Annotated in this window: 11 protein-coding genes and 1 other RNA gene; 5 read left to right on the top strand and 7 right to left on the bottom strand. The window is 60.6% G+C overall.

Annotated features, from left to right (window positions below; translation table 11 throughout):
- The first annotated feature begins 84 nt into the window (after window positions 1–84).
- Entirely contained in the window at window positions 85–1,839 is a 1,755-nt protein-coding gene (locus OHL18_RS11360) for a DUF885 domain-containing protein (RefSeq protein WP_263374972.1), read from the top strand.
- 341 nt (window positions 1,840–2,180) lie between these two features.
- Here OHL18_RS11360 and OHL18_RS23290 read toward each other — a convergent pair whose 3' ends face one another.
- From OHL18_RS23290 to OHL18_RS11340, 5 genes are all read right to left on the bottom strand, one after another.
- Window positions 2,181–2,390, bottom strand: a complete 210-nt coding sequence (locus tag OHL18_RS23290) for a GIY-YIG nuclease family protein (RefSeq protein WP_396274373.1) — start codon at window positions 2,388–2,390, stop codon at window positions 2,181–2,183.
- Between the two features lie 136 nt (window positions 2,391–2,526).
- Entirely contained in the window at window positions 2,527–4,176 is a 1,650-nt protein-coding gene (gene rimO, locus OHL18_RS11355; RefSeq protein WP_263374971.1) for a 30S ribosomal protein S12 methylthiotransferase RimO, read from the bottom strand.
- 73 nt (window positions 4,177–4,249) lie between these two features.
- On the bottom strand, window positions 4,250–5,038 hold the full coding sequence (locus OHL18_RS11350) for a hypothetical protein (protein WP_263374970.1): 789 nt from the start codon (window positions 5,036–5,038) through the stop codon (window positions 4,250–4,252).
- A 78-nt stretch (window positions 5,039–5,116) separates the two neighbouring features.
- Window positions 5,117–6,268 (bottom strand): FUSC family protein, encoded by a 1,152-nt coding sequence (locus OHL18_RS11345; RefSeq protein ID WP_263374969.1) that lies wholly within the window; start codon window positions 6,266–6,268, stop codon window positions 5,117–5,119.
- 58 nt (window positions 6,269–6,326) lie between these two features.
- The gene (locus OHL18_RS11340) at window positions 6,327–7,646 is read right to left on the bottom strand and encodes a M48 family metalloprotease (RefSeq protein WP_263374968.1); all 1,320 of its coding nucleotides are present in this window, start codon (window positions 7,644–7,646) and stop codon (window positions 6,327–6,329) included.
- A 91-nt stretch (window positions 7,647–7,737) separates the two neighbouring features.
- Between OHL18_RS11340 and ffs the strand changes: the two genes are divergently transcribed.
- From ffs to OHL18_RS11325, 3 genes are all read left to right on the top strand, one after another.
- An RNA gene (gene ffs / locus OHL18_RS11335) (signal recognition particle sRNA small type) lies at window positions 7,738–7,835 on the top strand.
- 178 nt (window positions 7,836–8,013) lie between these two features.
- Window positions 8,014–9,033 (top strand): beta-ketoacyl-ACP synthase III, encoded by a 1,020-nt coding sequence (locus tag OHL18_RS11330; RefSeq protein ID WP_449727817.1) that lies wholly within the window; start codon window positions 8,014–8,016, stop codon window positions 9,031–9,033.
- Between the two features lie 177 nt (window positions 9,034–9,210).
- Complete coding sequence (locus OHL18_RS11325) at window positions 9,211–9,879, top strand: DUF2306 domain-containing protein (protein WP_263374966.1); 669 nt, start codon at window positions 9,211–9,213, stop codon at window positions 9,877–9,879.
- Between the two features lie 6 nt (window positions 9,880–9,885).
- Here the strand turns inward: OHL18_RS11325 and OHL18_RS11320 are convergent, their stop codons facing one another.
- Window positions 9,886–10,584 carry a YqaA family protein gene (locus OHL18_RS11320; RefSeq protein WP_263374965.1) on the bottom strand — a complete coding sequence of 233 codons (699 nt, stop codon included), beginning with the start codon at window positions 10,582–10,584 and terminating at the stop codon, window positions 9,886–9,888.
- 77 nt (window positions 10,585–10,661) lie between these two features.
- The gene (locus OHL18_RS11315; RefSeq protein WP_263374964.1) at window positions 10,662–11,513 is read right to left on the bottom strand and encodes a menaquinone biosynthetic enzyme MqnA/MqnD family protein; all 852 of its coding nucleotides are present in this window, start codon (window positions 11,511–11,513) and stop codon (window positions 10,662–10,664) included.
- 159 nt (window positions 11,514–11,672) lie between these two features.
- On the opposite strand from OHL18_RS11315, the gene OHL18_RS11310 reads away from it, so the two are divergent.
- Window positions 11,673–12,464, top strand: a complete 792-nt coding sequence (locus OHL18_RS11310; protein WP_263374963.1) for a tetratricopeptide repeat protein — start codon at window positions 11,673–11,675, stop codon at window positions 12,462–12,464.
- Window positions 12,465–12,543: the final 79 nt, after the last annotated feature.

Raw genomic sequence — 12,543 nt, 5'->3', positions numbered from 1 at the left:
TTTGGCGTTCGCCCATCTTTCTTGAAGCGAACTTCGTCGCGAAGACAGGTGCGCCGGTAGGAGAACCGCTGCTACGATCCCATCATGCGATCCTTCCTCTCTGCCGTCGTCCTGGGTGTGTCCTTTGCCACCGCTTCTATGTCCTTCGCCCAGAATTCTGCCACAACGCGGCTTGCGTCTCAGAACGCTCTCTTTGAGGAGTGGTACGAAGCGGGGTTGAAGGCGAGCCCGGAACGAGCTACGGCGTTTGGCGACTACCGATACAACGACAAGCTGAACGATGTCTCGCTTGCCGAAGTAGCGCGGCGCGAGAAGGAGAACGAAGCATATCTCGCACGGCTGAAGGCGATCTCGACGGACGGGTTCGCAGAGCAGGATGTGCTCTCGCACGAGCTGATGCAGCGCTCGCTGGAACAGGCGATGGCAAACTACAGCTTCAAAGAGTACGAGATGCCGGTCTCGCAGATGGATGGCCCCCACACCGGGCTAGCCGACCTTCCGCTCGCGGTCCCACTCGATTCGGTAAAGCATTATGAGGATTACATCGCGCGGCTGCATCAGATACCGCGAGTGTTTACGCAGACCGAAGAGGTGCTGCGAGCGGGGATGAAGGACAACCTGATGCCGGTGAAGTTTCTGTTGGAGAAGGTGCCGGCGCAGTGCTCTGGGATTATTGCGGCCGACCCGTTCCTGCTTCCGCTGAAGAAGTTTCCGGCGAGCTTTTCGGATGCCGACAAGGCGAAGCTGACCCAAGAGATTACGGACGCGGTCAATAACGAGGTGCTGCCGGCGTACAAGCAATTCTCGGCATTCATCGCGAAAGACTACGCGCCGCACGGACGCACAACGTTGTCGGTGACTTCGTTGCCGGGTGGCGAGGCGCGTTATGCCAACAATATCCGCAGCCGGACGACCATCAGCACGATGACGCCGGATGCGATCCATCAGCTTGGGCTGCGGGAGATCGATCGCATCGAGGCGGATATGCTGGTCATCGCAAAGAAAGAAGGCTTTGCGGACCTGGCTACGTTTCGTGAGTCGCTGAAGACAAACCCGAAGTACAAGCCCACCTCCTCCGAGCAGATTCTGGAGGACTACAGAAAATACATCGCGCAGATGCAGCCGAAACTACCGGAGCTGTTCACTTTCATTCCTGGAGCTCCGGTGACGGTGGAGGCGATCCCTGCGTTCCAGTCGGCGATGGCGACGCACTACCAGACCGGTACTCCGGATGGGAAGCGGCCGGGACGGGTGAGCGTGGCGACGTCGGACTATGAGAAGCGCACTCTGATCGACGACGAGGCGACGGCGTATCACGAGGGAATTCCGGGCCACCACATGCAGCTTTCGGTAGCGCAGACGTTGACCGGGCTGCCGAAGTTCCGGCTGCACAACGGCAACTCCGGCTATGCGGAGGGATGGGCGCTTTATGCGGAGCAGTTAGGCAAGGAGGTAGGCTTCTATCAGGACCCTGTGAGCGACTATGGACGGCTTTCGAGCGAGCTGTTCCGCGCGGTGCGGCTGGTGGTAGATACCGGGATTCACTCGAAGGGATGGACGCGGGATCAGGTGGTCGAGTTCATGCGCAAGAGCGGCTCGGTGGATGAGCCGACGATCCAGTCGGAGACGGACAGGTACATCGCATGGCCGGGACAGGCTCTGGCGTACAAGCTGGGGCAGTTGAAGTTTCGCGAGCTACGCGAGCGGGCGAAGACTGAGCTGGGTCCGAAGTTCGACATTCGGACGTTCCATGACGAGATGCTGAATGGCGGGAGTTTGCCGCTGGATCTGCTCGATGCGCGGACGAACGAGTGGATCGCAGCGCAGAAGGGTAAATGAGAGGTCCTTCCTTGATTCGATACGAGTAACAACAAGAGCGAGCAGCAGATCCTCCGAGGCCGCGAATCGCAATGGAACTGTGGTTTCTGCCTCGAAGGATGACAAGTGGTACGAGAGTGTCGAAAGACTAGAACGGTGGGTTTGGCAAGGAGGAAGAGGTAGTCCTTATGGCCATCTTCTCTGTCCCTGTCACCCCACTCTCCCCTTGTCATCCTTCGCGAAGCGGAGGATCTGCTGTTGCACTCTTCCGTTCGGGGTCGGGAACAAATCAGCGGCCAAGTCTTCCCATGCAGGGTTGGCCACTTCGATCCGTGCGATCTTCTCCTGCCGAGTGAAGTGCTTCAAGTACTTCTCGCGTGCAATCGCCCTGTCGATGTATCCGAAGCGCTGAAGTAGACAAGGCGCGTGATCTTATATCTTGCGGTGAAGGTGTCGGCCTTACCTTGTCGATGTTGCAAGATGCGAAGAATCTGATTGTTGGTCACCCCGACGTAAAGCGTCCGCGAGCGGCTGGCCAGGATGTATACGAAGTATTCGTGCTCGTGGGGCATGGGGAAGGGTAGCGCCGCTTGCAAAAGGAGTAAAGGCGAAGGGCAACAGCAACGGCAAGAACAAAAGCAAAAGCAGATCCTCCGCCTGTGGCGAAGGATGACAAGGGAAATGGGTGGGCTAGGCGAAAGGTAGTCGCTATTCGAGAATGCGGGCGACCACATCGTAGTCATGCGACTCGGTAATCTCCGCACGATAAAACGTTCCGGGCACCAGCTCTTCATGCGGCCCAAAGTCATTGATGAGCACCTTGCCGTCGATCTCCGGCGCATGGAGCGGCGTTCGTCCCTGCCATAATAGATCGGTCTCCTCCGATGGACCTTCAACGAGGAGATCGATCTCGCGGCCTACCCATGCGGCTTTGCTCTTTGTGCTGATCTTTTGCTGAAGCTTCATCAGCTTGCGGCGGCGGGCTTCGATGGTGCGCTTCGGGACCCTCAGCTCTGGCGCTAACTCAAATGCCGCTGCACCCTCTTCATCGGAGTAGGTGAAGACGCCTAGCCAGTCAATCTCGGCTTGGCGGACGAAGTCGCAGAGAAGTTCGAAATCAGCCTCGGTCTCGCCGGGGAAGCCGACGATAAACGAGGTGCGGATGACGATGCCGGGGACGATGCGCCGGGCCTTCGCAATGAGGTCGAGGAAGATCTGGGCGTTGCCGCCCCGCTTCATGATCTTCAGAACAGCAGGGCTGGCGTGTTGCAGCGGCACGTCGAGATACTTGGCGATGTTGTCGTGCTTCGCCATGGTCTCGAGCAGGCGCGTGGTGACCTTGTTCGGATAGGTGTAGAGGAAGCGGAGCCAGCGCAGGCCGGGAAGAACGGCGAGGGCGTCGAGAAGCTGCGCGAGACCGTCCTTCAAGCCAAGGTCTTCGCCGTAGCAGGTGGTGTCCTGGCCTATGAGGGTGATCTCGCGCACACCCTGCGCGATGAGGTTCTGGGCCTCAGCGACGATCGACCCCATGCGGCGCGACCGGAACTTCCCCCTTAGCTGCGGGATGATGCAGAAGGTGCAGGGGTGATCGCAGCCCTCAGCGATCTTGATGTAGGCGGACGCGCGGGGAGTCGTCAGGATGCGCGGAGTCTCGTCGGAGTAGAGGTACTCGGGGAGCGTGGAGACTGCACCGTCCCAGGCTTCGCGGGAGAAGCGACCGGACTGTTCGCGGGCGGCGCCTTCGGGGCGGGAGGGTGTAGGGGACAGGGTGTAGGGTGTAGCGGTCGAGGACGCGTCCTCTGCTTCTGTCTCAATCGAACCTTCGGCTATGAGCTGCGCGCCGATCTCCGTCGGGTGGGAGTGCTGGTGGACGGCGCTGGGGGCGCGGCTCACCAGCTCTGAATTTTGCGGCAGGATATTGAAGGGCGAGTTGTTCGCATGGCCGGTGGGCGTCAGTCCGGCGGCGGCGAGAATCGCTTCCAGTTCGCCAGTACCTACGACGGCGTCCACTTCAGGGATGTTCTTCTGGATCTCATCGCGGTAGCGCTCGACCAGGCAGCCGGCGACGATGAGACGGCGGGCTTTGCCTCCCGCGGCCAGCTTGTGCTTCGCCATCTCGAGGATGGTATTGACGGACTCCTGCTTGGCGGAGTCGATGAAGCTGCACGTGTTCACGACGATGATGTCGGCGTCTTCAGCCTCGGGCGTGAGCTGGGCTCCGTTGTGGTGGAGCATGCCCATCATCACCTCGGAGTCGACCAGGTTCTTGGGACAGCCGAGGGAGACGAAGCCTACTTTGGGGCGAGTTGCGGCAGGGGTTTCGGTGGGTTGAATAGCGAGGCTGGCAGGGGAAGTCACAGCTCTTTAGTTTACCAGCTTATGGAGGAAAAATACGGTATTTCCGGCCCAGTCACGCCCGGCTGCACGGCTTCTACTCGACAGGGGTCTCATCAGCGATCTTGAAGTTGGAGGGGACCGCGAAGAGATCGGGATTGGGTTCGCGACGGTCGACCTCGCTTACGACCACCCGTTGCTCTCCTGTGCGCGGGTCCTCGTGGCGCACGATAACGTAAATGGACAGCTCGGGCGAGTACCAGTACTCGTCGACGACCACGACCGGCTTGCCTGTCCCACTCAACTCTTTCGTGACGGTGCGGGACTTTCTGGATCCCTTCAGCTCCAGTCCGTTTAGCGACTTCGTGCCAAGGTCTTCCTGGGTGACGCCGGAAGTTCCCTGTCCGGATCCCATCTTCACCCCGCCCGTCGCGGCCGATGCCTGGGGAATTGCTACGGGAGCGCGCGAAACCATCTCGCGCGCGACATGAGTGAAGGGATTCATCCAGACATTGAGGCGGGTTGCCGGGTCGTAGAGGTGGGTCTCGCTTAATACGGGGTCGCCAACGTGGCCGGGCGGGACAAGCCGCCGCCGTTCGTTGTGGATTCGGCCGGAGGAGTCGCGAGCGATACGGTTGACCGTCGTGCGTACTTCGGTCTCTCCGTTGGCGAGAAGCTGGGTGGAGAAGATGTCCACCTTGGCGGCAAACGGCGCGCCTGGGACGGGCGTTACGAAGACGCCCGGGATACGAACTTGTACGCCGGCATAGTCGCGCGGCACGTTGGATACGGCTGATTGCTGCGCCTGGCCGGACGCGCAGACGGAGACGGACAGGCCAAGTGCTCCGAGCGCGAGAGGAATCGAAACGGATCGCAGTGAACGCATTCTTGTCTCCCCGACGCAGAGAGTACACGAACAACTGCGCCAGTTGGGGATGAATTTGTCTTCGGAATGGAAATGGTCTTATGTCGTTGTGGGCTGGTCGCGGTGGCGGCGAAGCGCGTCGAGGTGAATGACCAGGGCGATCACACCACCGGCAATCGTGCAGAGAGCCCGGCGGTGCGCGATGACCGGGCCGGGCAGCGCGTTCAGCGAGAGCAGGAAGACGATGTACGAGGTCAGGCAGGTCGAGAAGAGCGCGTAGTTGACGGAATTCGTGACATAACCAAGGAAGGCAGCCAGTGTCGCCAGGATCGCCAGCACGAGCGGATCCGGATGCAGGTGGGCCAGGGCGAAGGTCGACAGCACGGCCCCGGCAAGCGTTCCGCCGATGCGCATCAGGGCGCGGACAAAGGTCTCGAAGAAGGCAGGCTTCTGTACGAGGAGGGCGGTCATGGGAATCCAGTAGCCTGATTCGATCCCGAGGCGGCGATACGCTTCGGCAGAGAGAACGACCGTAACGGTGAGGCGGAGGGCATAGGCGAACCCAGCGGTGTGTGAGAGCTGTGGCAACGAGAGTGGGATCTCGCGAAGAGTGTGTAGCGCCCGACGGCGGGCGTCGGAGTGGGAGAGCAAGTCGGAGGTCTGCTCGAATGGGGCCTGAATGGCGAGGCGGTGGAACTCGAAGAGCTGGGTCTTCAGCTCTGGAATCAGGTGGAGAGTGCAGGAGGTGATAAGGATCTGGAGCGCTCCCCCAGCGAAGATGAGCAGGGCGCGTTCCCCAGCGGCGCGCGGGCCGGCAGGGAAGGCCGAGGTGACGAATAAGGTCACGGCGGCCTGCTGGCCGACCCAGGCGATGCCCGCGGCGCGCGCGGTGAGCAGGCCGTAGACGAAGCTCCAGACGCCGGCGGCGATCAGGATCTCGTAGCCGTGGTGGCCTACGGTCATGCCGACGAGGGTGGAGAGGGCCATCGCGAAGGTGGCGAAGATCATGGGCGCAAGGCGAGAGTCGGCGATGCGCTGGTTGATGCCGAAGCCGATGGTCATGGCTCCGCCACCAGCGATGAGGCCGGCAGCGGGATGTCCGACAAGCACACCCGCAACTAAACAGAGCGCAATGGAGACGCAGCAGAGCGCGGGGATGGCGAAGGACGCCTTCGACCAGTCGAAGGTGTAGAGGTCGGCGAAGTAGGGATGCGGCGCGGCCAGGCTCTGCGGAGTCGGATCTGCCGTCAAGTTGGAGACCTGCGTATCGGGCACTTTGGGTTAGATGCGGCCTTGGAAGAGTTGCCGGTCAGGGATGGAGCGCGAGGTACAGGTTCTTCTCGGGAGCCGGATTTGGAACCCGCCAACTGCTGCCGAGACTGCTGTAGAGAAAGGAGCTGTGATCGGGCATCTCTTTTGGAGGCGGACCTCCCTTCGGATCGCCTGCGAGGGTCCACCAGGCCATAGGGGCCTGGGTGATATCGTACCCCGCATCGTGGAGGAGGCAGAGGCTTACGCGCGCGCTCTGCTGTTGGGCATGCTGCCGCATCGACTGGCCCACCGTGAAGTTCGCTACGCTCGGGGCGAGTTCGACGCCGGGGATGAAGGCACCGGCCGCCGCTCCAGCTATGTTGGCGGCCAGCATCTTGTGCTTTGCGGGAATGGTGCGGAGGTCCTGCTTTTCCAGGACTTCCGCAATGCTGTCGGCCAAAACTGCGGCCAACTGCGAGTCATAGGGTAGTCGTGTGACGAGTTGGTAAGGGACGAGGATGATGCCACTTGGCATCGACCACGAGTCGCCGTGCTTGGGCTCGTCGATGAGTTGGAAGCGGAAGTCGATCCGGGTCGGGTCGTCTTCCGGGAGCGCCTTCTGAAAGGCTGGGACGAGGCTGTTGCCGATTCGATCCACTCGTGCCTGAACCGCGGCATTGTGCCAGGCGGGCAGTCGCTTGATGTCTTTGCCCTGGAAGACTTTGGAGACGCCGCTCTGCGCGTCGCCCTTGTCAATCACGGCAGGATCGTAGTCGGTCTTCGCACGTAGGTCGTCTTCGCGATGGTTGATGGTGTTCGGCGAAAACTCCGCCTTATCAAGTACGACGACACCGTCCGGGCGCTGCGTGCCGTGGTAGCGAATCCACTGGTTGGTATGGAGATCGTCTAGAGACTTGAGTGGCGGGGCGAAGGTCGCTCCTATCGCGGCTGGGATTAGCATGACGTAGCCGTCGGCGCGGAAGAGTCTGCCTTCACTTGAGGCGGAGGAATCTGGCACGAAATCGATGATGCCGACGCCGCTTACCCGGTTCACAGGCATCGAAAACAGGATACGTTTTGCCCGGATCTCGCTCGAACCGTTCAAAACATCGCCGTATACTTCGACTCGCTCGCCGAGAAAGAGCGCGGGAACTTTCGTCTCTTTGGTCGACACGCTTCGTGCGCCGACGGCTGTACCCTCCCAGGACTTCAGGGTGATGGCGGTCTTGGGTCCGATGAGGACGTGCATGCCGTTCACGTCGAACTCGCCGGTATCCGCAATGCGCGTCACGAAGCCCGTCTTGAAGGAATCGTCGGCACGAGCCGCAGGAGAGAACAGTGCAATCGCTAAGGCGATGGAAGCAATGAAATGGCGCACGATGGCAACAGAGTAGCGGGGCGCACGCTCTTCGTCCAGTAGGTATTGTGCCGGTTTGGAACTGGCCCCGTCCGATGCTAAGATGAAGCAGTGCCGGGTCCTACGCGACGTAATCCCGCCAACCCCGCCAGGTCCGGAAGGAAGCAACGGTAACGGGTAATTACGGGCGCAGTAGGTCACCCGGTGCTATTAACTTCCCCCACTGACAATCTGGGTCGATTCGGCTGATGCGGATGCGCTGTGTCTTGTGGCCGACAATCCCTCGTTGCTCGCGGCAAAAGGCGACAAACTCCATAAATGAATCGTCACTCATTTGTAGTAGTTTTGTATCCTGTCTTAGAACCATTTTTGAGGTGAAGGATTGAGTTTGAGTTTGAAGCCGCGCGAACAGGCGCGGGCCCAGGGTATTGCAAAGATCACATCTGTTGGGGCTTATGTTCCACCACGGTTGCTGACAAACGCGGATCTCGAGAAGATGGTCGAGACCAACGATGCCTGGATTGTCGAGCGAACGGGAATTAAGCAACGTCACTTGGTCGACGAGGGCGTGGCTACCAGCGATCTGGCGGCGGAAGCGGCGCGGGACTGCCTGGCAAAGCGAGGAATTCCCGCGAGCGAATTGGACGCGATCTTGGTTGCGACGGTCACACCGGACATGATGTTTCCCGCGACGGCGTGCCTGGTGCAGGAAAAGATCGGCGCAAAGGGTGCCTGGGGTTTCGATCTCTCTGCAGCCTGTTCCGGATTTTTGTATGCGCTGCAGATGGGCGCAAAGTTGATCGAATCGGGAGCGCACCGGAAGGTGATGGTGATCGGAGCGGACGTGATGAGCTCGATCCTGGACTATACCGATCGTTCGACCTGCATTCTGTTCGGCGATGGTGCTGGGGCGGTATTGATGGAGGCGGGCGAACCCGGCGAAGTTGGATTTGTGGACTTCGTCCACGAAATCGATGGCTCGGGAGCGACTTCGCTGTACATGCCGGGCGGCGGAAGCCTGCATCCTTCGACGGTGGAGACGGTGCAGGCGAAGATGCACTTTGTGCACCAGGAGGGTGGAGCGGTCTTCAAGGTAGCCGTGCGGAAGATGGCCGAGTTGAGCGAGACCCTCTTGACGCGCAATGGTTTGACCGCTGCGGATGTGGACCTCTTTATCCCGCACCAGGCAAACAAGCGGATCATCCTCGCAACGGCTGAACGGCTGGGAATGCCTGAAGACAAGATCGTGATCAACATCGGCGAGTACGGAAATACGACGGGCGGAACGATCCCACTGGCGATGCATACAGCGCTGGAGCAGGGACGATTGCAGAAGGGTATGACGGTGCTGCTGGCTTCGTTTGGCGGCGGATATACGGTTGGGGCAACGCTGTTGCGGTGGGAGTAAGGAGCAGGGTGTAGCGTATAGGGGACCGGGTGTAGAAGGGCGAGGCCAGCGGCTTCGCCCTCTTCTCTTGTGCTGGGGAAGGGTGGGAACATTGGTGGCTGGGGCGCGTATCTGACGCTGTAGGCTTTTCGCAAAAGCTTCAGCGGCGGTGCTCGGATGACGCATGATCCTTTGTGGATGAGGGTTTTTCTAGGATTGCACATTGCTGCCGGTGCCTCGTCCTTCCTGCTTGCGCCCGTGGCGCTGGCCACGGCGAAGGGCGGAAAGGCGCACCGGCTGTGGGGGATGGTCTATCTGTGGTCGATGGGCGTTGTGGCGGCCACTGCGCTGCCGATGGCGCTTTATCGTCCTGTACTCTTTCTGGCGCTGGTGGCGGTCTTCAGCTTCTACGCAGCGTTCTCCGGCTATCGCGTGACGAAGTTGAAGGCGCTTGCCCGAGACGGAAGCGCGGAGCCGGTCGACTGGATCGCGGGCGGGATCACGTTCTGCTCGAGCGCAGCGCTGGCGTTGCTGGCGATCTTCCTTCCGGCGATGGTGCAGCACATGGGCATTGTGGCGATTGTCTTCGGCCTGCTGGGAATGCGGCTGGCCGCAGTGCAAATGGTCAGCTTCGTGCGCAAGCCGAAGGAGAAGATGTTCTGGTGGTACTCGCACCTGGGAAACATGATCGGAAGCTATATCGCCGCCTGGACAGCGTTCTCCGTCGTGACGCTGCCACGCCTCTTCGGCAACAGTTTTTTCTTCTGGCTTTGGCCGACTGCTGTTGGAGTTCCGGCGATCGTACTCACCACGATCTACTACAAGCGCAAGTTCGCGCCGAAAACGAAGGTGGCCGCCACAGCTTAGCGATCTTTAGCTGGCTTCAGGCTCTGCTGCGCGGGTGCCGACAGAGCGCGATGTCTGATAGAGCTTCCAGAAGGCGATCGCACACCCGACCAGGATAATGCTCCATATGACAACCAGGATCGTGGTTGCCCACTTCTCGGAGAAGGCGTTCCAGATGCGAAGGATGTGGCGGCCGTAGTAGATACCCAGGAACACAGCAATGGCGTGACGAATGGCCCGGCTGATGGTGAAGGTCCACATGAACTTCGACCGCGCCATATTGAGTGCGCCGGCGGCGAGCACGAACGGGCTCAACGGCATGGGTGGAGGAAGAATCGCGGGCAGCGCAACGGCGAGGATGGCGTGTTCCTGCATCCAGCCGCAGACTCGTTTGAAGATGCGCGCGGGGACGTGCTTCTCAAGGAAGGCCATGCCACCTGCGTGGCCTACCTGGTAACTGAAGAATCCGCCGACAGCCGAACCGGCTGTGGAGAGCGCAACGAGCAGTATCCAGTTGGTCTTCTGCGCGGCCAGCAGCACCAGCATGATGTCCGTGACGCCGGGTATGGGCAGCGGGACGAACGACGAGTCCACGATCGAGATGAAGAAGAGCCCGAAGACCCCGAAGTGCAGGAACAGATGGAGCAACTTGTTGGTGTGATGGCCAGGATGGGTGGCCTGCTTTGCAGCTTGTATCAGGGCGAGAGTGGCGGGGGAGATCGTCATGGTCCTCGCAGCGGTGCAGTCGTTATTGAGACGCTGCCGCGACCGGCCAGGTCTCTCGCAGCATCAAGATACTTCTACTAGATGAAATTGAACTGCGGTAGCGCGGGCAGAAGATCAATCTCCGCGGCGTAGCTGCGGAAGAGGCGAATCGCTTCAATGCAGGGTTCGTCCAGCGCGTAGTGGATGTTCTGCGTGAGGTAGTAATGGATGGTGGCTGGAGGGACGGCTAAGCGGGGCGTCCACTCGGCGACCAACTCTTCGATGTGGCCGAGACCGTGGATGCGGGACTGGTTCAGGTCATCGATAAGCTGGGCCGGTAAAGCGACTGCTTCGGGGCGGACGGCCCAGACAGCGGCGACCCAGGGCAGGCCGGTACGAGTGGTCCACTCGTGCGCGATATCGAACCATTGGCAGGGGCCGACCTGCTCTTCGATGGAGTCGCGGGCTTCAAGCGCAAGCAGGGCTGGATCGCCGATGAGCAGAGCAGCGTCTGCCGACTGCAGCATCGCTACCGGATCTGCAATGTGGGGAACGAAGGTTGGCGAGTTGCCTACGAATTTGCGGAAGAGAATGTTGGCGTAGGCGAGCGAGCTGCGAGAGGCAGTGTCCGCCGCGACGGTCTTTATCTCTTTAGGAGGCCGTGTGCCACGAACGATGAGTTGGATCGAACGGACACGGTCGAGCGATGCGATAGTGCAGCCGGGAACGATGGCTAACTCAGGCGTAAGCGCGGCGATGGGGATGAGGCCAAGATCGGAGGTGCCCGCGATGAGGCTGGCAGCGCACTCCGACGGCAACATGCGTTGTATAGCGTAACGGGTCGCAAGATTCGCGGCGTGCGGCACGTGCTCGAAGTCCCACATGAGCGGCGCGGGGTTCAGAAAGTCAATGGCGGCGATGCGAAGTCGTTGATCGTGAAGGGATGTCATCTCTCTGAACATTAGATGAGCGAGGGAGCCAGTCGATGCGGGACCGTCCCGTATTGGGACGCGGTCACTTTCGTTACTGAGTTTCACCGCCCACCCGGTACTCCCGCACTGCGATGATGCCGATGACGTCATCTCGCGAAGGTCGCGATGGAGGCGGGGATGGCTCTCATGCTCAGCGGAGGAGTTGCACAGCGGACGGTGTCGGTGGGACTGCTTGCGGCGGTCTTTGTGATCGCCTCCGATGGGCTGGCGTGCGGGCAGGTAGCTCCGGGTGAGGGCCACATTTATACGTATCACGGACCTGCGACCATCTCGGTCGCAACCTTGAAAATTCCGCCGAGTGCGTGGAAACACTTCGAGAAAGCCAGGTCCCTCGCGGTGAAGCATCGCCCGGTAGAGTCTGAGAAGGAGAGCGGAAAGGCACTCGCGATTGCGCCAACCTTCGCTGCCGCTCGCATCCTGCAGGCGAGCCAGCAACTAGCGCTGCGCGACTTTACCGGGGCTATAGCGAATGTAGATGCAGCCAGGAAGAGCGAGCCGGATGCTCAGTGGTCGGGGCTGATCCTTGCGGGCGCGTACAACAGCCTGCATCGCTACGAAGATGCGATGGACACGATACTGAGCCTCGATCCCACAGAGGCGGAATGCTGGCAGGCAAAGTACGAACACGCGCGCGCGGCGATCGGGCTTGGCGATCTCGATGAAGCTCTGAAGTGGAGCTCTGAGGCGTGGGAGGCCGCTCCTCACGACTTCACCGACGCCATCCTGATGCGGGCCAACGCCCTGATGCTGGCAAAGCGCTGGGCTGAAGCCTCGGACAAGTTGTATGCCTACTTGGCGAGGCCGGGAGTTCAACCGCATCGCGAAGAAGCTCAGGCCGCACTGGCAAGGGTGACGCAAAGGATGAAGGAAGAGCACAAGCCGCAGGGAGTGACGCTGGCATCGCGATAGTGCGCCGACCGCAAGCGCGTGCCCTCTCCCTCAGTCCCAGCACCCTTCGTTTGTCATTCCCGAAGGGAATCTGCTTTGG

This window comes from Granulicella aggregans, assembly GCF_025685565.1.
In the GTDB taxonomy this organism is placed as follows: domain Bacteria; phylum Acidobacteriota; class Terriglobia; order Terriglobales; family Acidobacteriaceae; genus Edaphobacter; species Edaphobacter aggregans_B.
The sequence above is the reverse complement of the archived record's forward strand: the minus strand, read 5'-3'. Positions and strand labels throughout refer to the sequence as shown.